This window comes from Streptomyces sp. NPDC004667 (genome assembly GCF_040609475.1).
Taxonomy (GTDB): Bacteria; Actinomycetota; Actinomycetes; order Streptomycetales; family Streptomycetaceae; genus Streptomyces.
In genome coordinates this window covers 1-21,996 of record NZ_JBEXKC010000026.1, presented here as the reverse complement: position 1 = coordinate 21,996, position 21,996 = coordinate 1, and the positions used below count along the sequence as shown (strand labels likewise).

The 21,996-nt window shown below is 72.9% G+C and carries 14 protein-coding genes and 2 pseudogenes; 10 read left to right on the top strand and 6 right to left on the bottom strand.

Annotation, left to right across the window (positions count from 1 at the left end):
• The first annotated feature begins 219 nt into the window (after positions 1–219).
• A complete protein-coding gene (locus tag ABZW32_RS16950; RefSeq protein ID WP_356216426.1) occupies positions 220–5,706 on the top strand; it encodes an Ig-like domain repeat protein in 5,487 nt (1,828 codons plus the stop codon).
• Positions 5,707–6,106: 400 nt separating this feature from the next.
• Here the strand turns inward: ABZW32_RS16950 and ABZW32_RS16945 are convergent.
• Positions 6,107–6,591 (bottom strand): annotated as a pseudogene (locus tag ABZW32_RS16945) (transposase); the annotation flags it as partial.
• A 395-nt stretch (positions 6,592–6,986) separates the two neighbouring features.
• On the opposite strand from ABZW32_RS16945, the gene panD reads away from it, so the two are divergent.
• The 4 genes from panD to ABZW32_RS16925 all read left to right on the top strand — a co-directional run bounded on the left by panD (position 6,987) and on the right by ABZW32_RS16925 (position 10,191).
• Positions 6,987–7,406, top strand: a complete 420-nt coding sequence (gene panD / locus ABZW32_RS16940; protein WP_356216423.1) for an aspartate 1-decarboxylase — start codon at positions 6,987–6,989, stop codon at positions 7,404–7,406.
• A gap of 14 nt (positions 7,407–7,420) precedes the next feature.
• Positions 7,421–7,762: a GNAT family N-acetyltransferase gene (locus ABZW32_RS16935; protein ID WP_356216420.1), complete on the top strand. Its 342-nt coding sequence runs from the start codon at positions 7,421–7,423 to the stop codon at positions 7,760–7,762.
• Positions 7,756–8,406, top strand: a complete 651-nt coding sequence (locus ABZW32_RS16930) for an aspartate/glutamate racemase family protein (RefSeq protein ID WP_356216418.1) — start codon at positions 7,756–7,758, stop codon at positions 8,404–8,406. Before ABZW32_RS16935 ends, ABZW32_RS16930 begins: the two co-directional genes overlap by 7 nt.
• A gap of 432 nt (positions 8,407–8,838) precedes the next feature.
• Complete coding sequence (locus ABZW32_RS16925) at positions 8,839–10,191, top strand: transglycosylase family protein (protein WP_356216415.1); 1,353 nt, start codon at positions 8,839–8,841, stop codon at positions 10,189–10,191.
• A gap of 24 nt (positions 10,192–10,215) precedes the next feature.
• Here the strand turns inward: ABZW32_RS16925 and ABZW32_RS16920 are convergent.
• Positions 10,216–11,028 (bottom strand): annotated as a pseudogene (locus tag ABZW32_RS16920) (DMT family transporter); the annotation flags it as partial.
• A gap of 324 nt (positions 11,029–11,352) precedes the next feature.
• Here ABZW32_RS16920 and ABZW32_RS16915 point away from each other — a divergent pair.
• Positions 11,353–12,828: an SDR family NAD(P)-dependent oxidoreductase gene (locus ABZW32_RS16915; RefSeq protein WP_356216412.1), complete on the top strand. Its 1,476-nt coding sequence runs from the start codon at positions 11,353–11,355 to the stop codon at positions 12,826–12,828.
• Between the two features lie 93 nt (positions 12,829–12,921).
• On the opposite strand, the gene ABZW32_RS16910 is transcribed toward ABZW32_RS16915, so the two are convergent.
• The gene (locus ABZW32_RS16910) at positions 12,922–13,356 is read right to left on the bottom strand and encodes a hypothetical protein (RefSeq protein ID WP_356216410.1); all 435 of its coding nucleotides are present in this window, start codon (positions 13,354–13,356) and stop codon (positions 12,922–12,924) included.
• 287 nt (positions 13,357–13,643) lie between these two features.
• On the opposite strand from ABZW32_RS16910, the gene ABZW32_RS16905 reads away from it, so the two are divergent.
• Both ABZW32_RS16905 and ABZW32_RS16900 read left to right on the top strand, forming a co-directional pair.
• Positions 13,644–13,814, top strand: a complete 171-nt coding sequence (locus ABZW32_RS16905) for a hypothetical protein (protein WP_167456775.1) — start codon at positions 13,644–13,646, stop codon at positions 13,812–13,814.
• 174 nt (positions 13,815–13,988) lie between these two features.
• Positions 13,989–14,987, top strand: coding sequence for an NAD-dependent epimerase/dehydratase family protein (locus ABZW32_RS16900; protein ID WP_356216408.1), 999 nt, complete (start codon positions 13,989–13,991; stop codon positions 14,985–14,987).
• On the opposite strand, the gene ABZW32_RS16895 is transcribed toward ABZW32_RS16900, so the two are convergent.
• The 3 genes from ABZW32_RS16895 to ABZW32_RS16885 are packed head-to-tail and all read right to left on the bottom strand — an operon-like array spanning position 14,973 to position 17,900.
• Positions 14,973–16,412, bottom strand: a complete 1,440-nt coding sequence (locus tag ABZW32_RS16895) for a lipase maturation factor family protein (protein ID WP_356216406.1) — start codon at positions 16,410–16,412, stop codon at positions 14,973–14,975. The genes ABZW32_RS16900 and ABZW32_RS16895 overlap by 15 nt on opposite strands.
• 11 nt (positions 16,413–16,423) lie before the next feature.
• On the bottom strand, positions 16,424–16,963 hold the full coding sequence (locus ABZW32_RS16890; RefSeq protein WP_356216404.1) for a DUF1990 domain-containing protein: 540 nt from the start codon (positions 16,961–16,963) through the stop codon (positions 16,424–16,426).
• Between the two features lie 25 nt (positions 16,964–16,988).
• On the bottom strand, positions 16,989–17,900 hold the full coding sequence (locus ABZW32_RS16885) for a YndJ family protein (protein ID WP_356216402.1): 912 nt from the start codon (positions 17,898–17,900) through the stop codon (positions 16,989–16,991).
• A gap of 152 nt (positions 17,901–18,052) precedes the next feature.
• On the opposite strand from ABZW32_RS16885, the gene ABZW32_RS16880 reads away from it, so the two are divergent.
• The gene (locus ABZW32_RS16880; RefSeq protein WP_356216400.1) at positions 18,053–19,780 is read left to right on the top strand and encodes a DUF6777 domain-containing protein; all 1,728 of its coding nucleotides are present in this window, start codon (positions 18,053–18,055) and stop codon (positions 19,778–19,780) included.
• A gap of 7 nt (positions 19,781–19,787) precedes the next feature.
• Entirely contained in the window at positions 19,788–21,848 is a 2,061-nt protein-coding gene (locus tag ABZW32_RS16875) for a SpoIIE family protein phosphatase (protein ID WP_356216570.1), read from the top strand.
• Positions 21,849–21,996: the final 148 nt, after the last annotated feature.

Genomic DNA, 21,996 nt, shown 5'->3' with positions numbered 1-21,996 from the left:
GGCCGAACGAGTGGTGTTCTGTTCACCCGTCTAGCCGAAGTCCTCAGCCGGAAGGCCTACTGCTGATATCAGCAGGTGATGTGCCCCGACTTCATGTGGACAAGGGCTCTTAACGGAACGTCCCGCCAGCGTTTTCCCGTGCGTTCCATGCCTCGCCAAGCGCCATACGGGCGAGGAGATTCATCTGCTTCCGCGGGTCATCCGAAAGGGAGCCACAGCATGGCCAGTTCGACCACCACCGTGACCTCGGCACCGGATCCGTCCGTCTTCGGGCAGTCGGTCACCTTCACCGCCACCGTCCAGCCGGAAGTCGCCGGCCCCACCCCGACCGGCAGCGTCGAGTTCGTCGTCGACAGCACGCCCGTCGTGACCGTGCCGCTCGACATGAGCGGCACGGCGCAGTACACGACCAGCGATCTGGAGGTCGGTCTCCACGGGATGGAGGCCAACTACTCCGGCGACGCGGAGTACGACCCGTCCACGGGCGCGGACACCCAGGAGGTCACTCTCGCGAACACCACCACCACGCTGGCCTTCGCCCCCGAGCCCTCGGTCTGCGGAGAGACGGTGACCGCCACCGCCCAGGTGACCCCCGTTCCGCCGGGCGCGGGAACTCCCACCGGGCTGGTGTCCTTCATCGTCAGCGACGACGGTCCGGTACTGACCGCCCCCGTGGCCATAAACGGGCAGGCGCAGGTCAGCTTCAGCGGCTTGGACGTCGGCCTCCACCAGGCAGCCGCCTTCTACACCGGCGACGCGGACTTCAACGGGTCGAACTCCCCGCTGACGCTCCACGTCGTCAACCCTGCGCCCGTCTCGGTCACGGTCTCGGTGGTGCCCAACCCGTCGGTGTGCGGTCAGACGGTGACCCTCTGCGCCACCGTGGCACCGGTCTCCTCGGGCGTCGGCAATCCGTCGGGCTCGGTGACCTTCACCGGCCCCGGCGGACTCAACCAGACGGTGACCCTGGACGCAGGCGGCACGGCCTGCGTCACCACGACCGCGCTGGAGACCGGCACGGTCACCGTCGTCTACGGCGGCGACGAGTGCTACGCGAGCGGGACCGGCACCTTCGACGTGACGGTCAACCAGGCGTCGAGCACGGTGTCGGTGACGGTGGAGCCCGACCCGTCGGTGTGCGGCGAGACCGTGACGGTGTGCGCGACGGTCACCGCGGTGGCACCCGGTAGCGGCACCCCCACCGGAACCGTCACCTTCACCGGCCCCGGCGGACTCAACGAGACGGTGACCCTGGACGCAGGCGGCACAGCCTGCGTCACCACGACCGCGCTGGAGACCGGCACGGTCACCGCCACCTACAACGGCGACGATTGCTTCTCCGCATCGAACGGCACCGCGCCGGTGACGGTCAACCAGGCGTCGAGCACGGTGTCGGTGACGGTCGAACCCAACCCGTCGGTGTGCGGCGAGACGGTGACGGTGTGCGCCACGGTCACCGCAGTCGCACCCGGCAGCGGCACCCCCACCGGAACCGTCACCTTCGCCGGCCCCGGCGGACTGAACACGACCGTACCCCTGGACGCCGGCGGCACGGCCTGCGTCACCACCAGCAGCCTCACCAGCGGCACCGTCACAGCCGTCTACAACGGCGACGGTTGCTTCTCCTCGTCGACCGGCACCTTCGACGTGACGGTCAACCAGGCGTCGAGCACGGTCTCGGTGACCGTGGACCCCAACCCCTCGGTGTGCGGCCAGTCCGTGACGGTGTGCGCGACGGTCACCGCGGTGGCACCCGGTAGCGGCACCCCCACCGGAACGGTGACCTTCACCGGCCCGGGCGGACTGAACGAGACGGTGACCCTGGATGCCGGCGGCACCGCATGCCTGACCACGACCGCACTGGAGACCGGCACGGTCACCGCCACCTACAACGGCGACGGGTGCTTCTCCTCGTCCACCGGCACCGCGCCGGTGACCGTCAACCAGGCGTCGAGCACGGTGTCGGTGACGGTGGACCCCAACCCGTCGGTATGCGGCCAGTCCGTGACGGTGTGCGCGACGGTCACCGCGGTGGCACCCGGTAGCGGCACCCCCACTGGAACGGTGACCTTCACCGGCCCGGGCGGACTGAACGAGACGGTGACCCTGGACGCCGGCGGCACCGCATGCCTGACCACGACCGCGCTGGAGACCGGCACGGTCACCGCCACCTACAACGGCGATGAATGCTTCTCCTCGTCCACCGGCACCGTGGATCTGGCGGTCAACCAGGCGTCGAGCGTGGTGTCGGTGACGGTGGAGCCCAACCCGTCGGTGTGCGGCGAGACCGTGACGGTGTGCGCGACGGTCACCGCGGTGGCACCCGGTAGCGGCACCCCCACCGGAACCGTCACCTTCACCGGCCCCGGCGGACTCAACGAGACGGTGACCCTGGACGCAGGCGGCGCAGCCTGCGTCACCACGACCGCCTTGGAGACCGGCACGGTCACCGTCACCTACGCGGGTGACACCTGCTTCCTGCCGTCGACGGGCTCACTGGACGTGACGGTCAACCAGGCGTCGAGCGTGGTGTCGGTGACGGTGGAGCCCAACCCGTCGGTGTGCGGCGAGACCGTGACGGTGTGCGCCACCGTCACCGCAATGGCACCCGGTAGCGGCACCCCCACCGGAACCGTCGCCTTCCTGCTGCCCGACGGCAGCACTCTTGTCGCGGGGCTGGACGCCGGCGGCACGGCCTGCGTCACCACGACCGCGCTGGAGACCGGCACGGTCACCGTCACCTACGCCGGTGACACCTGCTTCCTGCTGTCGACGGGCACCTTCGACGTGACGGTCAACCAGGCGTCGAGCACGGTGTCGGTGACGGTGGAGCCCGACCCGTCGGTGTGCGGCGAGACGGTGACGGTGTGCGCGACGGTCACCGCGGTGGCACCCGGTAGCGGCACCCCCACCGGAACCGTCACCTTCACCGGCCCCGGCGGACTCAACGTGACACTGCCGCTGGATGCCGGCGGCACGGCCTGCCTGACCACCAGCAGCCTCACCAGCGGCACGTACTCGGCCACCTACAACGGCGACACCTGCTTCGCCGGCTCGGACGCTCCCTTCGACGTGACGGTCAACCAGGCGGCCAGCACCACCACCGTGTCGGTGGCCCCCAACCCCTCGGTGTGCGGCCAGTCCGTGACGGTGTGCGCGACGGTCACCGCGGTTGCACCCGGTAGCGGCACGCCCACCGGAACCGTCACCTTCACCGGCCCCGGCGGACTGAACACGACCGTACCCCTGGACGCCGGCGGCACGGCCTGCGTCACCACCAGCAGCCTCACCAGCGGCACGGTCATGGCCGTCTACAACGGTGACGGATGCTTCACCTCATCGACAGACGCCGCAATGGTGACGGTCAACCAGGCATCCAGTGCGGTGTCGGTGACGGTGGAGCCCGACCCGTCGGTGTGCGGCGAGACCGTGACGGTGTGCGCGACGGTCACCGCAGTGGCACCCGGCAGCGGCACCCCCACCGGAACCGTCACCTTCACCGGGGCCGGGCTGAACACGACCGTCCCCCTGAACGCCGCCGGCACGGCCTGCCTGACTACGACCGAGCTGGAGACCGGCACGGTCACGGCCGTCTACAACGGCGACGGTTGCTTCTCCTCGTCGACCGGCACCGCGCCGGTGACCGTCAACCAGGCATCCAGCGCGGTCTCGGTGACCGTGGACCCCGACCCGTCCGTATGCGGCCAGTCCGTGACGGTGTGCGCCACCGTCACCGCAGTCGCACCCGGCAGCGGCACCCCCACCGGAACCGTCACCTTCACCGGCCCCGGCGGACTCAACGTGACACTGACGCTGGATGCCGGCGGCACGGCCTGCGTCACCACCAGCAGCCTCACCAGCGGCACCGTCACCGCCGTCTACAACGGCGACGGTTGCTTCTCACCGTCGACCGGCACCGCGCCGGTGACCGTCAACCAGGCATCCAGCGCGGTCTCGGTAACGGTGACCCCCAACCCCTCGGTGTGCGGCGAGACCGTGACGGTGTGCGCCACCGTCACCGCAGTCGCACCCGGCAGCGGCACCCCCACCGGAACCGTCACCTTCACCGGCCCCGGCGGACTCAACGTGACACTGCCGCTGGATGCCGGCGGCACGGCCTGCCTGACCACCAGCAGCCTCACCAGCGGCACGTACTCGGCCACCTACAACGGCGACACCTGCTTCGCCGGCTCGGGCGCTCCCTTCGACGTGACGGTCAACCAGGCCGCCAGCACCACCACCGTATCGGTCACCCCCAACCCCTCGGTGTGCGGCCAGTCCGTGACGGTGTGCGCGACGGTTACCGCGGTTGCACCCGGTAGCGGCACGCCCACCGGAACCGTCACCTTCACCGGCCCCGGCGGACTGAACACGACCGTACCCCTGGACGCCGGCGGCACGGCCTGCGTCACCACCAGCAGCCTCACCAGCGGCACCGTCACGGCCGTCTACAACGGCGACGCATGCCTCTCATCGTCGACCGGCACCGCGCCGGTGACCGTCAACCCGGCGGCCAGCACCACCACCGTGTCGGTGGCCCCCAACCCCTCGGTGTGCGGCCAGTCCGTGACGGTGTGCGCGACGGTCACCGCAGTCGCACCCGGCAGCGGCACCCCCACCGGAACCGTCACCTTCACCGGGGCCGGGCTGAACACGACCGTCCCTCTGAACGCCGCCGGCACGGCCTGCGTCACCGCCAGCAGCCTCACCAGCGGCACCGTCACCGCCGTCTACAACGGCGACGGTTGCTTCTCACCGTCGACCGGCACCGCGCCGGTGACCGTCAACCAGGCATCCAGCGCGGTCTCGGTAACGGTCACCCCCAACCCCTCGGTGTGCGGCCAGTCCGTGACGGTGTGCGCCACGGTCACCGCAGTCGCACCCGGCAGCGGCACCCCCACCGGAACCGTCACCTTCGCCGGCCCCGGCGGACTGAACACGACGGTGCCCCTGAACGCCGGCGGTACGGCCTGCGTCACCACCAGCAGCCTCACCAGCGGCACGGTCACCGCCGTCTACAACGGTGACGGATGCTTCAAGCCGGTGAAGGGCGCGACGAGCGTGACCGTGAACAACGCCCAGACCGCGACCGCGCTCACCATCACCCCCAACCCCGCAGTCTGCGGCCGCCCGGTGACGTTCTGCGCCACGGTCACCACCGTCGCGCCGGGCAGCGGCACGCCCGCCGGGACGGTCACGTTCACCGGCCCCGGCGGCTTCGTCCAGACCGTGACACTCAACGCCGGCGGCACGGCCTGCGTCACCACCACCGCGGGCGCCAGCGGCACGGTCACCGCCGTCTACAACGGTGGTACCTGTCACAGTCCCTCGGCAACGTCGGCCAACCTGACCGTGAACCCGGCTCCCACGACGCTGACGGCGGCCCCGGCGCAGATCCGCCTGCGGACGAACGGCACGTTCGTCATCCAGTCGATGAGCGCCACGCTCAAGGTCACCTCCACCGCCGCTCCGCTCCCGGGACAGCTGGTCACCTTCAGGGCGAACACGACGCTCGGGCCCGTCGTCCTCGGGACCGCACTCACCAACGCCGGCGGGGTGGCGACACTGGCCCCGCCGACGCTGACGGTTCCCAGCACTGTGATCACGGCGACGAGCTACACCGCGTCCTTCGCGGGGACGAGCTGCTACGCCGCCTCCTCCGTGACTGCGCCGCTGACACTCGTCCTTGTCCCGCTCCTTCCCTGACCGAACACCGGTCACCGCTCCGGCCCGCCACGGGCCGGGGCGGGCCGGCTGTCCGGGGCGGCGGCCGTCGGCCGCCGCCCCGGACGCACGTGGACGGGTGGTTCTTCCGCGGCGGTCGCCGCGGATGCGACCATGATCCGGGCCGCTCGCGAGCGGCAGTGGACGCATACCGAGTCCCTGCAAGACGTCGCTTCGACATCGGAGTTGCGCGCCGGGGCCCCAGTTCCGCTGTTCCTGGCGCTGGCTTCGCCCGCAGTCCGGAACGTCCATGCGCACCATCGCGCCCGCGCAGAAGGCAGCCCGCCATGAGCCGAGGCACGAGCCACGCCCCCAGGCGTGTCGTCATCATCGGGGGCAGCCTCGCCGGCATGCTCGCGGCAGCAGCGGCCAAGGAACATGCCGATTCGTCTTTCTCGGAGTGGCAGGTGACCAGCGTGGCGTCGAGGTCCAGGACCGGCCCGGGCAGCATGCGTCCCGCGGCCCGGACTGCGGGTAGGCCCTCACCTTGCTCGGCGGCTTGCAGCCAGGCGACTTCCCGGGCCTGGGCACGGGCCGAGCGCAGAGCGGTCAGTGTCCTCTCGTCGGTGTCGGCGAGCAGTCGCCAGCCGTCGGTGTCGAGGCGACGGGGCCGAACACCTCGCCCTGGTCGCGCAGTACTGCCAGGTCCGCGATGGCCTCGTCTCCGTCGGCGAGCATTACCGCCAGGTCGGTGGCGATCCGTCCCGGATCGTGTCCGGTCCCGCGCGGCCGAAGCGGCCTGAGAGCCGCGGAGTACGCGGCGGTCAGCCCAGTGGCATCAGCGAGATCCGCCAGCAGCCGTGCCCCGGCATGCCCGACCACCCCCGAACCATCGGCGCTGACATGGACCTTGGGCCGCAACCCGATAGCCTGCTGTAGAAAGTGCCCCCCGCTTGGACCGACAGAACCCCTCAGCAAGGTTCATCGTTCCAGGTCAGGAAGGCACTTTCGCGTTTCCGCCCCACCAGCTGCCGTACCCAACCGAAACGGCGAGGCTAGGGTGGAGCCGCTGGTGGTTCCTGGAACGCTGACGGCGGGCCGGAGGCCTTGGCCGGCTGTGCCGGACCCAGGGGCTCACGCGGTGCGGTGGCCGGATCAACCCACGTCAACCTGATGAAGTATTAGAAGATCCAGCAATCGGTCAGCATGAGTCCTGAAAGACCTAGGGAAAGCTAACCGAACTTGAGAACGGTTGTAGGCTGCCGGGACCGCCCTTGACCTGCGTGAAGCGGGCAGGGAGCAGACATATCGGGAGTTATTTCATGTTTCGTACCATGTTCAAGTCCAAGATCCATCGGGCCACCGTCACCCAGGCCGACCTGCACTATGTCGGTTCAGTGACGATCGACGCCGATCTCCTCGACGCGGCGGACCTGCTGCCGGGGGAGCTCGTGCACATCGTCGACATCACGAACGGTGCGCGGCTGGAGACGTACGTCATCGAGGGTGAGCGCGGTTCGGGTGTCATCGGGATCAACGGGGCCGCCGCGCACCTGGTGCACCCCGGGGACCTGGTCATCCTGATCAGCTACGCGCAGATCGAGGACGCGCAGGCGCGGGTGTTCTCGCCGCGTGTCGTTCACGTGGACGCGGACAACAGGATCATCGAGCTGGGGTCGGACCCGTCCGCCCCGGTGCCGGGTACGGATCAGGAGCGCAGCCCCCACGCGGTTGCTGTCTGAGGGGAGTCGGGCACATGGCGATCGAACTGCTGGACGAGCGGAAGGCCGGGCGGCTGCTGGCCGTCGAGGACGGGGCGGTGGTCGGGTTCATCGCCTACTTCGTCCTCGACGCCGAGCCGCACGCGCTGGTCGCGGTGCACACGGTGGTCGAGCCGGGCCACGAGGGCCGCGGGATCGCCGGGGACCTGGTCGGGACCTTCTACGGGATCGCCGCCGCCGAGGGCGTGCCGGTCGTCCCGCTCTGCCCCTACGCGGCGAGCTGGGCCGCCAAGCACCCCGACCGGGCGCCCGTGGCCCCGGCCGCTCTCGTGGAAGCCGCGAAGGCGCAGCTGGACGCCGACTCCGGCCTGTGGTGACGGGGCTGACGCTGCTCCACACCTCCGCGGCGCACGTCCCGGTCTTCGACGCGCTGCGCGACCGGGAGCACCCGGGCGCCGTGCTGCGGCACCTGGTGTACCCGGAGCTGCTGGAGCGGGCCCGCGCCCACGGCCCGGAGTCGGTCGCCGAGGACCTGCGCGGGCTGCTCGGCGACGCGGGCGAGCCGGTGCTGGTCACCTGCTCGACCCTCGGGGCCGTCGCGGAGGCCCTGGCGCCCGCCCTCGGCGTCCCGGTCCTGCGGGTGGACCGGCCCATGGCGGCCGAGGCCGTCCGCACGGGCCCGCGGATCGCCGTACTGGCCACCATCGAGTCGACCCTCGCGCCGACCGCGGAACTGCTGGCCGGGGAGGCCGACGGCCGCCCGGTGTCCGTCCGTACGCGCCTCGTCGAGGGGGCCTGGGAGCTCTTCGTGGCCGGGGACACCGCCGGTCACCTCGCGGCGGTGGCCGAGGCGGTGGACGCCGTCACGGACGCCGACGTCATCGTCCTGGCCCAGGCCTCCATGGCCGGGGCCGCCCCGCTCGCCCGTACCCGCGTGCCCGTCCTCTCCAGCCCCGGACCCGGTCTGGCCGCGGCCCTGCGGCTGCGCGGAGCGGACACCACCCCCGCACCCCCGGCCTGACCGGCCCCGCCGCCGTGTCCGGGGGCATGGTGGAAGGGATCGGGGGAAAGTGGGACTCATGGAGCGAAAAGCAGAGCAGACACAGCCCCCGCCGCCCGAGCCCGACCCGGTTCCGGCGCCCTTCCCGCCGCTCCCGGACCCCGAGCCCGTGCCGCGGCCGGTGCCGCCGGTTCCGGCGCCGTTCCCCGAGCCCGATCCGGTGCCCGCGCCGCCCGGCCCCGCTCCGGTTCCGCAGCCGGGCCCGCTCGGCTGAGGGACCGGCGGGCCGCAGCCTCCCCCTGGCGGGTGAACCCGTACGTCAGTCCGCGCGAACGCCGTCCCACTGTTCGACAGATGCCCAACTCCAGCCGTACGGCGGCTGGTTGTGGCTCTTGTCAGTCATGTGGGGCGGCGTTAGGTTGTGCGGTTCCTGATGTCTTCAAGGGGGCTCCCATGGGTGTACGGGGCCGGCACCGCCGGTACCAGCCGAGCAGCATCAACCGGGCCTCGCTCGCCGTCACCGCGGGTGGCGCGGGCATCGCGCTCCCGCTCATCGGGGCGGGGGCCGCGCACGCCGCCTCCGTGGACACCTGGAACAAGGTCGCCGAGTGCGAGGCGACCGGCGACTGGAAGATCAACACCGGCAACGGCTACTTCGGCGGGCTCCAGTTCAGCCAGAGCACCTGGCGGGACTTCGGCGGCACCGCCTTCGCCGCACGCGCCGACCTGGCGACCAAGGACCAGCAGATCGCGGTCGCGGAGAAGGTGCTCAGGGGGCAGGGCCCGCAGGCCTGGCCCGCCTGCGGCCCGCAGTCCGGACTCAGCCGCAGTGGTGCGTCACCCGCCACCGCGGGGACGGCGTCGCCGAAGCCGGCGCGGTCCCAGGCCGAGCCGGACCAGGCCGAGCCGGACCAGGCCAAGTCCGCTCAGCCCGAGCCCGCGCGGACGCAGGCGCCGATGGACCGGCTCCAGGCGACCAAGGCCACCACCGGGACGCCCGTCGTCATGCCCCGCCCGACCGGGACCTCCGTCCTGCCGAACCCGTACGTCGTCGCGCCCGGGGACTCGCTTTCGACGATCGCCGTCGAGCAGCACGTCGAGGGCGGCTGGCAGGCCCTCTACGAGACCAACCGGAGCACGGTCGGCGGCAACCCCGACATGATCTTCCCGGGGCAGCGGCTCACGCTCCGGGTGACCACCGCTCCCGTCGCGCCGCCCGCGCAGAACCCGGAGAAGCCGCCGCGCACCGCCGAGCCGGTCAAACCCGTGGAGCCCGCCGGCCAGGCCAAACCGGTGGAGAAGCCGACGGAGAAGCCGACCGAGAAGCCGACGGAGAAACCCGCCGAGAAGCCGACGGAGAAACCCGCCGCCAAGCCCTCAGCGGAGCAGAAGCCCGCCTCGGGCGGCTTCTCCGCCCCCGTCGACGCCGCCCTCGGAACGGCCTACCGCGTCGCGGGGTCCTCCTGGTCCAGCGGCTACCACACGGGCGTCGACTTCCCGGTGCCGACCGGCACCAGCATCAAGGCCGTGGGACCGGGCACGGTGGAGTCGGCGGGCTGGGCCGGAGCCTACGGGTACCAGGTCGTCATCAAGCACGCCGACGGCCGGTACTCCCAGTACGCCCACCTCTCCGCGCTCGGCGTCAAGGCCGGCCAGCAGGTCTCCGGAGGTCAGCGGATCGGCCGCTCCGGCTCCACCGGCAACACCAGCGGGCCCCACCTGCACTTCGGGATGCGCACCGCCCCCGGCTACGGCTCCGACATCGACCCGCTCAAGTACCTCCGTGGCAAGGGCGTCGGCATCTGACCCCCGCACCTGCGGCGGCACGGCCGTGAGCAGCACCAGGCCGGCCGCCGCCACCACGGCGCTCGCCAGCGCGGCCACGGTTCCGGCGGTGCCGTAGCGGAAGCCCTCGTCGAACAACGAGATGCCCACCGCCGCGGCCACCGCCGGATTGACGACGGTCACCGTGGCCAGCGGCGCGGTCAGCCCGGCACCCCGGTACGCGGCCTGCGAGAGCAGCAGCCCGCCGGCCGCCAGTACGGCGATCGCCGCCAGGTCCGGCCACAGCCCGGCCGACACGCCCGCCTCGAAGCTCTCCGCGACCGACTTCGTGAACACCGAGGCCATCCCGAAGGACGTACCGGCGGCCGCCGCCAGCAGCACGCTGCGCAGCACCGCCCGCCGCGCCCGCCGGGCCGCCAGGAACAGCACCGCCGCACCGCCCGCCGTCACCGACAGCAGCAGGGTCCGTTCCGTGCCGGCCAGGGCCTCCCGGCCCGCGCCGTTCCCGCCGGTCAGGGCGAGGAGCCCGGCCAGGCCGACGGTGGCGAGGACGGCCCCGCGCCAGGCCGCCGCGCCCGCCCGGCGTCCCACGAAGACGGCCGCCATCGGGAGGGCGAAGACGATGGTCAGCGCGCCCAGCGGCTGGACCAGGCTCAGCGGCCCGTACGCGAGCGCTACCACGTGCAGCAGGGCGCCCAGCCCGTTCAGGGCGACCGCCGCCCACCAGGCGGCGCGGCGCAGCGGTGCGTAGGAGTCGTCCGGCGAGCTCGCCGCGACGTGTTCCTGGACGATCGCACCGCTCGCGTACGCGACGGCGGAGACCAGGCAGAGGAGGACCGACAGGGCCAGGGCGCTCATGCATTCCACGATGCCCCACCCGGGGCTCCTCTTCATCCGCCCACGGGCTCCTTGATCGGCGGGCGAGTCATCCTCCTGGCATACACCGGAAGGAGTACCTACCGGTTTCCGGCGGGGCGGCGCTCCGTCGGGAACCGTCGCCGGCGACCGTGTCCCGGAGCGTACGGAGCGTTACGAAACCATCCATACCGTGACAGGGGGTTCGCGGTGGGTGAGGCGCACGGATACGGGTTTGGTCCCGGGCGTGTCGGCTCCGTACAGTGGCGGTTTTGGGACCTCCGCAGCAGGCGGACGCGGACGAGCGAACAGGGAACGGCAGCGGCCATGACGGTGACCGAAGACAACCACGCATACGGGCCGGGCATCGACCCCGAGCGGCTGGCCCTCTGCCTCAGCGTGCTCGACGAACTCGACAAGATCGATGTCGACCACCCCGACGCCATCACCGTACGCCGTGCCACCGCCGGCCTCTACCGCACGGTCAAGCAGCGCCGCCGCCAGGAGCGCCGCGCCGCCAAGACCGCCAACGACAAGGCCGTCACCGAGGCGACCGCGACCGGCTCCGCCGAGCGCATCGACGACGAGACCGAGGGCATCCTGCCCTCCTCGGTCACCGAAGCCGGCCGGATCGCCGGAATACTCCAGCGCCCCCGCTCCTGCTACGTCTGCAAGACGCGGTACGTCGAGGTCGACTACTTCTACCACCAGCTCTGCCCGGAGTGCGCCGTCGAGAACCGGACCCGGCGGGAGGCCCGCGCCGACCTGACCGGCAAGCGCGCGCTGCTCACCGGCGGCCGGGCCAAGATCGGCATGTACATCGCGCTGCGGCTGCTGCGCGACGGCGCCCACACCACGATCACCACCCGGTTCCCCAAGGACGCGATCCGCCGCTTCAAGGCGATGGAGGACTCGGCGGACTGGATGCACCGCCTGGAGGTCGTCGGCATCGACCTGCGCGACCCGGCCCAGTCCGTGGCGCTGGCCGAGCAGGTCGCCGCGGCCGGTCCGCTGGACATCCTGATCAACAACGCGACGCAGACCGTACGCCGCCTGCCCACCGCGTACGCCGCGCTGGTCGAGGGCGAGGGCGCCCCGCTGCCCGCCGGCGAGCTCCCCGCCCACCGCGTCATCGGCGCCTTCAACTCCGGCGCGGTCGACGGCCTGGCGGCGCTGCCCGTCGGCGTGAGCGGGCTGGAGGCGCAGAAGGTCGCCGACCTCGCCCTGGTCGCGGGCAACGCCAGCCTGGAGCGGCACCTCGCCGGCACGGCCATCGACGCGGGCGGCCTGCTGCCCGACGTGGTCGATTCCAACACCTGGGTGCAGACCATCGACCAGATCTCCCCGGTGGAGCTGCTGGAGACCCAGCTGTGCAACTACACGTCGCCGTTCATCCTGATCAGCGCGCTGCGGCCGGCGATGGCCGAGGCCGCCCGGCAGGCGTCCAGCGGGCGTGCGTACGTGGTCAACGTCTCCGCCATGGAAGGCGTCTTCAGCCGCGGTTACAAGGGCGCGGGGCACCCGAACACCAACGCCGCCAAGGCGGCGATGAACATGGTGACGCGGACCAGCGGCCAGGAGATGTTCCAGACCGACCGCATCCTCATGACCTCGGTCGACACCGGCTGGATCACCGACGAGCGTCCGCACTTCGACAAGCTGCGCCTGGCCGAGGAGGGCTTCCACGCGCCCCTCGACCTGGTGGACGGCGCGGCCCGCGTCTACGACCCGGTCGTCCGGGGCGAGGCCGGCGAGGACCTCTTCGGAGTCTTCCTGAAGGACTACGCGCCCGCCAATTGGTAGGACCGCCGCCGCGTCCGCGGCGGTACGGGGTGAGGAGGGGGTGGACGGCGCGGGCCGTCCGCCCCCTCCTCACCCGTTCGGGCGCATCGCGCCTCAGAGTTGATAGGCCCCGGCCGCGACGAGTTCGAGCACCGGGCGCCAGTCCTCCATCACCCCGGCGTCCAGCCCCGCCGCCCGGCCCGCACGGGCCGCCTGGCGCAGTGTCTCCGCTTCCGGCTCGGCGCCCGGGACGGGCGGGCGCAGCAGCCGGGCCACGCGGTCGCCCAGCAGCGGACGGACCGCCTCCGCCGTGCGCTCGGCCGGGTCCGCGGGCGCCCCCGAGCCGCCCTCCCGGGCCAGCAGCCGCCCCAGGTCGTGGAGCAGTCCGGCCACTTGGAGTTCCTTGTCGAACGGATGCGAGCGGCGCAGGAGCGCCGCAGTCTGTAGTCCGAGGTCGCGGTCCGAAGCGTCCGGGGCCTCGTGATGGGCGTGCAGAAGGTCCATCAGCTCGTCGACACTGCCGAACGCGGGTACTCCTGACCTCGCCACCGTGACTCCCTACTGTCGTCGCCGCTCGCGTGCCTCCGCACCCGAGCAGATCAGTCCCGGCGGACACGCCGGTGGGCGACTTCCTGAACTCGGGGAGAAAACAAGCGGTCCAGCGCGGATTTTACCGTTCCATCGAGCGGGCCCCCGCTCATATGTGTACCCTGAAGCGCAAGGAGCCTCACCCGGGCCCCGCTCCACCATGGCGCCACCGCGTCCGGAAGACCTTCTATATCCCTATCCGGCGCGCGGACGAGCCCGCCGGGTTACGCGACACAAGGGAGTGCGCGGTGACTGAGATGACCAAGACCGACCCGACCATGGAGCGCACGGGTTGGAGGGCGAGCACGCGGTCCGACGAACTCGGCAGCCTCGAGGTCTGGGCCCGCTCCGCCCCCATCCGACTGGCCGGCTACGAGGACGACCTGGCGGAACCGCACATCCTGCCCGGCATCGACTAGAGCCGAAGCCCGGCGCGCCCCCGTCACCCGAGGGTGGCGGGGGCGCGGCACGTCGCGGGGCCGCCCCGCGTCCGCACCGTCCGCGAGGGTTCCCGTCCGGCCTACGCCGTGAGCGTCATCGCTGTCGGCGATCATCCCTTCCCCCACCGGGCCCGCCCCGGCATGGTCGGTCCCATGAAGCTGCTGATGCTGGGTGGGACCGAATTCGTCGGGCGCGCGATCACCGAAGACGCCCTGGAGCGGGGCTGGGAGGTGACCGTCTTCCACCGGGGGCACCACGCGCCCCCGCCGGGAACCTCCGCACTGCGCGGGGACCGCACGCTCCCCGGCGGCCTGGACTCCCTCGCCGAGGGGGAGTGGGACCTGGTCGTCGACACCTGGGGCGGCGCCCCCACCGCGGTCCGCGACAGCGCCCGCCTGCTGGCCGGCCGGGTCGGCCGGTACGTCTACGTCTCCACCCGTTCGGTCTACGCCTACCCCGCGACCGTCGGCCCGGGCGAGGACGGCCCGGGCGAGGACGGCCCGCTGGTCGAAGGATCACCCGACGCGGACTCCGCCGCCTACGCCGAGGACAAGAGGGGCGCGGAGATCGCCGCCGTCGACGCCTTCGGGGAGCGCGCGCTGCTCGTGCGCGCCGGGCTGATCCTCGGTCCGTACGAGAACGTCGGCCGGCTGCCCTGGTGGCTCAACCGGGTCGCGCGCGGCGGTCCCCTCCTCGCCCCCGGACGCCCCGGGCTCCCGCTCCAGTACATCGACGTGCGCGACCTCGCGCACTGGACCCTGGACGCGGCGGAGGCCGGCCACGGCGGCGCCTACGACCTGATCTCCCCGCTCGGCCACGCCACCATGGGCAGTCTCCTGGAGGCCTGCGCCGCCGCCACCGGCGTACCCCTGGAGCCGCGCTGGACCGACCAGACCGTGATCGAGGCGGCCGGGATCCAGCCGTGGACCGAACTGCCCGTCTGGCTCCCGGAGGGCGAGGCCCACGCCCACATGTTCGGCGGCGACCCCGGCCGGGCCCTGGCGACGGGCCTGAAGTGCCGCCCCGTCGAGGAGACGGCCGCCGACACCTGGGCCTGGCTCCGCTCCCTCGGGGGCGTCGCCCCCCAGCGCTCCGACCGGCCGTCGCCGGGCATCTCCGCGGAGCGGGAGGCGGACCTACTCGGGCTCTGAGGCGCGGGCTCCGGCGAGCCGGGTCGGCGGCAGGTACTCGCGCAGCGGCGTGCGGTGCCACCAGGCGCCCGTCTCGCGGAGCTCCCGCCAGGTGGTGAACCGGTACCGGTAGAGCCGGGCCCGTACGAACCGCGGCGGGGCGTCCGGGAAGGGGTTGTGGCGGATCAGCCGCAGCGTGTCCCGGTCGCCCGCCAGCAGCCGCTCGACGAACGGCCCGAACCAGTCCCGGGCGTAGCCGGGGGAGAGGGCCGCGAACCACATCAGCCAGTCCAGCCGCAGGTGGTACGGCGCGAACTGGCGCGGCATCCGCAGCGGATCGCCCGGCTTGCCCTTGAAGCCGTACTCCCGCCAGGCGCCGTCCTCGCGGGGCACCGCGTCGGCGGTCCCCTCGACCACGACCTCGTCGCGGATCCGCCCGACCGTGCCGAACGCCCCGTAGGTGTTGACCAGGTGGAGCGGGTCGAAGGACCGGTTCATCACCTGGCGCGGCGAGATCATGTTGGCCACCGGATGCCGGCTGAGCACCAGGACCAGCGCCGTCACCGCGCAGACGAGGACGACGTACCAGACCGGCCCCGTGACCGACGCGGCGGCGGGCGGGGGGCCGGCGAGCGCCGTGAAGTCGACGGCCGGCAGTGCGAGCGTGATCGTCAGCCAGTTGAGCCAGGCGAAGTTGCCCGACAGCACCAGCCACAGCTGGGTGGCCACCATGAGGCACGCCGCGTACGAGGCCACCGGCTGCGGGGTGAACAGCAGCACCGGGACGAACAGTTGGGTCACGTGGTTCGCCGCGCACTCCACCCGGTGGACGGGGCGCGGCAGACGGTGGAAGAACCAGCTGAGCGGACCGGGCATCGGCTGCGTCTCGTGGTGGTGGTAGAGGCAGGTGAGCTTGCGCCAGCAGGCGTCGCCGCGCATCTTGATCAGCCCGGCGCCGAACTCCACCCGGAACAGCACCCACCGCAGCAGCCACAGCACCAGCACGGGCGGCCCGGCCCGGGAGTTGCCGAGGAAGACGGCCAGGAAACCGACCTCCAGCAGCAGGGACTCCCAGCCGAAGGAGTACCAGGTCTGCCCCACGTTCACGATCGACAGGTAGAGCAGCCACAGCGCCGCCCACATCCCCATGGCCGCGCCCAGCGGTACGAGGTCGCCCGCGCCCGCGGCCAGCGCCGCCGCGAGGGCCGCCCCCGTCCAGGCGCAGCCGGCGAAGAGCCCGTCGGAGTAGCGCAGTTGGAACAGGCTCGGGGCGTGGCGGAAGGGCACGTAGCGCAGGTAGTCCGGGACGGGCAGCATGCCGCGCGCCCCGATCAGGGCCCGGAACTGCAGGGCGGCCCCGAGGAACGCGAAGACGTAGACGCCCGCCAGGGCCCGCTGGAAGACCAGCCGGCCCAGCCAGTATCCGGGCGCCGTGAACCAGTCCATCCCCTCCAGTATCAGGCGCCGGAGGCCAGGGCGCGCAGGTGGCGGCCCAGCCACCGCGCGTAGCCGCGCTGGAGGAGGGGGACCAGGGGACCGGCGAGCCGGGTGTACCAGCGGTTCGGGCGGCTGAAGGCGGTCACCGTGAACCACACGGCGCCCTCGGCGTCGATCTCCACCAGGAAGGACTCCTCCCCGCATTCGGGGTGCCCGGCCAGGGTGCCGTACGCGAAGCCGGTGCGGGTCGGCTCGTACGCGGTCCAGATCACCTGGCAGGGGGCGGTGATCCGCAGCGGTCCCGGGCCGATGCCCACCTCCACGCGCAGACCCGGCCGGACGGCGCCGCCGCCCTCGGGCGTGCGGACGCGCACGCCCGAGGCCCGGTGGGCGCGGAAGGTGGTGACCGCGGTCCCGGCGGCTTCGAAGACGGCCCGGCCCTGGCCGATCCGGGTGCGGTGGTGCAGGTGGTTGTATCCGGCGGGCAGGGGCCGGCGGGCCGTCGCGCCCCGGTCGGGGTAGTTGACGGTGTCCCGGCCGGCGCTGATGAGGCGGGTCATGGCGTGTTCTCCGTTCGATCGGACGTCAGGTGCGGGGTGCGGGCGCCGCCGCGGGGGCGACGGAGGGGGATGTGGGGGGCATGGGGGTCGCGGCGGTCAGCCGGCGCCACGCCAGCAGGGAGCACAGGGCGAAACCGAGCGCGTTGCCCAGCCCGTGCGTGGCGGCCATCCAGGTCAGGGTGGGGTGGACGATCCCGGTGGCCTCGCCCGTCGCCCACCACAGGGCGAGCAGCATCGTGACCACGAGGACCGCCGCCGACACGGCCAGCAGCGTCGCGGTGCTCCGGTCCCGCGCGGCGGGCCGCAGGTCCCGCCAGGTCACCAGGGCCACCGCCCACATCCCCGTGGTCAGCACCACCGCGCCCAGCAGTTCGGCCCAGTCGTCGACGAAGTAGCCGAGCAGGACCAGCAGGGTTCCCGCCGGGACGCTGCACGCGGCGTACGCGGCCCAGCGCGCTCCGCGCCGGGTCCCCGACGAGCGGCACACCAGACCGGCGACCAGGGCGGCGGTGAACCCGGCGAAGTGGAAGTGCGGGACGGTCAGCGCCAGGACGTCCAGGTCGAAGCCGAAGAGCCGGTACCCGGCCCGCTCCGCGACCAGGGCGGTCGCGGCGACCGAGGGTGATAGCAGGGCGGTGAGCACGGCCGCCTCGGCCGGGTCCGGCAGCCGCCCGCCCCCGGGCGGGGTCCGGGCGAGCGTCCGCCGCAGCCGGGCCCCGGCCCGGCCGGCGAGGGCCAGGGCGGCGGCCGCGTAGAGCGCGGCGAGGACGGTGGCCGCCGGGCCGCGCGGGAGCCACGGGCACAGCGCCCCCGGCACGGCCGCGAGGGGCCAGAGCCGGGCCGTGCGGCGCAGCCGGACCGGGTCGATCAGGCGCAGGCCCAGGGGGACGGCGCAGACCATCCCCAAGGCGACGATCAGGTTCACGAGGACGGTCAAGGTCCCCTCCTTTGAACGCGTTCAACTCGTGGTCGTGACCCTACGCTTTTCCTTGAACATGTTCAATACGGTCTGACGGGCGCTCCGGTTGCGGTGTCGGGGGAGATGCGGCAGACAAGAGAGGAGCAACCGGGGCGAAAAGGGAGAGCAGCGTGAACGACGTGAATGACGTGCCCGCACCGACACACCGTCAGGCGCCGCGCCGTCACGTACCGGCCTGCGCGGCCCTCTTGGCGGTCGTCGGCCTCCTCGCCGCCGGCTGCTCGGGTTCGGGCCCCGAACAGACCAAGGGCGCCGCCGCCGACCGGATGGAGCTCGCCCTCCAGCCCGTCGGCGCCCCCGGCCCCGACCCCTTCACCCCTTCGTCGGCCACCGCCGAGTCGGCGCCCGTCCAGCCGCCGCTGCCCAACGCGAGCGGCCGTGGCATCCGTACGGTCGGCGCCGCCACCCCCGGCCTGTACGGCGGGACGAACCGGCTCGGAAGCTGCGACGTCGAACGCCAGGTCACCCTCCTGACCTCGGACGACGGCAAGTCCCGCGCCTTCGCCGAGGTCGCCGGCGTCGAGCGGGAGAAGATCCCCGAGTTCCTGCGCGGGCTCACCCCGGTGGTCCTGCGCGCGGACACCCGGATCACCAACCACTCCTTCCGCGACGGCCGTGCCGACGGCTACCAGGCCGTCCTCCAGGCCGGTACGGCCGTCCTCGTCGACGCCCACGGCATGCCCCGCGTCCGCTGCGCCTGCGGGAACCCGCTGGCCGCGCCACTCGGGGCGAAGGGGAGCCCGCTGCTCAAGGGCGACCAGTGGAACGGCTACCACGCCAACCAGGTCATCGTCATCGAGCCGACCGCCCAGGCGATCAACAGCCTGGTGATCGTGAACATCGCCGACAACACCTGGATCGAACGCAAGACCGGCGACGACGGCGCCCAGGACAAGGTCCCCCGGGTGCTGCCCCCCTACGACCCGGCCGCGGGCATCCCGAACGGACCCGCGACCCCGCCCGATCCCTCGGACCCCTGCGCCGGCGCGGACCCGAACAGCCTGGCCCGGACCACCCCGCCGAAGGCCCCGTCCACCCCGCCGTCGGCGCCCCCGCCCGGCACCCCTTCCGGGCCGCCGCCCTCCGGGACCGCGTCCGACCTCCCGGGCGCCCCGCCCGCCGGCCCTCCCGGGGAGCCGGCCGCCCCCACCGGCCCGCTCGCCGGGCCCCTGGACGAGACGGCACCCCCACTGGACGAGACGGCACCCCCGCTGGACCTGCCGGCCGGGCCCGTGAACGCCCCGGCGCCCCTCCTCGGCCCGTCGGCCGCGCTCCTGAACGAGAAGGCGCCTCCCTTGAACGAAGCAGCGCCCCCTGTGAACGAGACGGCGCCCCCGCTGAACGAAACGGCCCCGCCCCTGAATGAAACGGCCCCGCCGCTGGACGAGACGGCGCCTCCCCTGGACCTGCCCGCCGGACCTCTCGACGAGACGGCCCCGCCCCTCGGCCCGCCCGCCGGGCCCCCTGGACTGCCCGCCGCCCCCGGGGACCCGGCGGACCCCGCCGCCCCCTCCGCGACCCCGTGCGTCCCCGGCCGGGCGGCCGACGGTGCCCAGAACACGCCCGCCACCCCGCAGAAGCCCCGCGCCGACGCACCCGCCGATGTTCCCGCCGATGTTCCCGCCGACCGGCCCGGCGCGGGCGCCCTCCCGCCGGACCCGTTCCAGGACCTGCCCGCCCAGCCCGCCGTGCCCGCCCAGCCCCCGGCCGACCCGGGGGCGCCCCTCGCCCCGGGCGACGCGCAGCCGCACGACCCGGCCGTGCCCGCCGACCCCTTCGGATTCCCGGACCAGCAGCAGGCGCCCTTCGACTCCGCCTCCAATCTGGAGAGCGCCTGACCGGCCCCTGTGTCATGGTGGACCGGTGTCGAGCACCGCATCTCCACCGGAGGACTGGCCCGCACAGCCGGACCGGTCGCTCTCACTGAACCGGATGGGCAGTTTCGACTGGGACCTGGTCACCGGGCTCATGCACCTGGACGCGGCCGCCCTCGACGTCTTCGACACGACCTCCGACGCGTACGACGGGCGGCCCGAGTCACTGGGCCCCCGCGTCCCGCCCGCCGAGGCCGCCCGGCTGGACGCCCTCGTCTCCAGTGCCCTCAAGAGCGGGCTCGACAGCTACGGCGCCTACTTCCGCATCCGCTGCCACGACGGCCGGCTCCGCTGGACCCACACCCAGGGGCGCGTCATGCGCGGCGACGACGGCCGCCCGTACCGGATCATCGGCATCGTCCGCGACGCGACCGAGGAGCTCAGCCACTCGGCCGAGCGCCTCGGCCTCGACGACGAGCGCCGCCGCCAGACGTCCGTGGTCGAGAGCACCACCGCCGCCCTCGCCCACGCCCGCACCGTCAAGGACGTCATCGACGCCCTCGGCGACGCCCACGGCCTGGAACGGCTCGGTTCCATGGGCATGGTCATGGGCCTCGTCGAGGCGGGCCGGATCCACCTGGTGGCCGAAGGGCCACCCGGGAGCTTCGTCCCCGGCACCCGCTACACGCGCATCGACGAGCAGTACCCGATGAGCGAGGTCGTGCGCTCGCTCCAGCCGCGCTTCCTCGACTCGGCGCAGGAGTTCGCCGAGGGCTATCCCGGCCTCTGGTCGCGGATCGCCTCGATGGACATCTCGGCCGCCGCCTACCTGCCGCTCATCGCCCAGGCCCGGCCCATCGGCGCGATCGGCCTCCTCTACCAGGACAAGGACGGCTTCACCCAGGACGAACGCAACCTGCTCGTCGCGCTCGGCAGCAGCATCGCGCAGAGCCTCCAGCGCGCGATGCTGCTCGAACAGGAGCACGACCTCGCCGAAGGCCTCCAGCAGGCGATGCTGCCCCGCCGGATCCCCTCCGTCCCCGGAGCGCAGATCGCCGTCCGCTACCGGTCCGCCCGGATGGGCCAGGACATCGGCGGGGACTGGTACGACGTCATCCCGCTGCCGGGAGGCCGCGTCGGCGCCGTCATCGGCGACGTCCAGGGACACGACACCCACGCCGCCGCCGTGATGGGACAACTGCGCATCGTGCTGCGCGCCTACGCCGCCGAAGGGCACTCCCCGGCCACCGTGATGGCCCGCGCCTCGGTCTTCCTGCACGAACTCGACACCGACCGCTTCGCCACCTGCACCTACGCGGAAGCCGACCTGACCACCGGGGTCCTGCAGATCGTGCGCGCCGGCCACATCGACCCGCTGCTGCGCACCCGGGACGGCGACTGCCGCCGGCTGCCGGTGGAGGGCGGGCTGCCGCTCGGACTGTCCGCCGAGTTCGGCCGCCTGGAGTACCCGGTCACCACTGTGGAACTGGATCCGGGGGAAACGCTCCTTATGTGCACCGACGGACTGGTCGAGCAGCCCGGCGCGGACCTGGACGACGGCATCCGCTTCCTCACCGACCTGGTGCGCGGCGGGCCGGGCGACCTCCAGCTGCTCGCCGACCGGCTGTGCGAGGTCGTCGACGACCGGGGCGACGACGACATGGCCCTGATCCTGCTCCGGCGCCGGGGCGAGGACGTCCCGCAGGGCGGCGGCCGGCTCCAGCAGCACGTGGCCCCCGGGGACCCCGAGGCGCTCGTCGCCGCCCGGCACATGATCGGTGCGGCCGTACGGGCGTGGGGCGCGCGGGGCCGCGCCGACGAGATCGAACTGGTCGCCGACGAACTGATCGTGAACGCCCTGATGCACACGGACGGCCCCGCGATCGTGACCCTGCGCGTCCTGGCCGGCACCCAGCGGCGGCTGCGGGTGGAGGTGGAGGACCGCTCCAGCGCCCTCCCGCGGCGCCGCGAGGCCGGGGACTCGGGGGTCTCGGGACGGGGCCTGATGCTGGTCGACCGGCTGGCGGACGTCTGGGGAGTGGAGCCGCGGGGCAGCGGCAAGTGCGTCTGGTGCGAATTCGTCGTGGACTGACCCCGGCGCGGCCCGGCGCGGCCCGGCCCGGCCTGCCCTGCCTGCCTGCCTGCTACCTGCCCTCAGTGAAGCGGGTCCCCCATCCGCCCCGGGAGAGATATCTAGATATGTTCGAGGTTGATCGATGTTGAGCGACAGCCGCCCCACG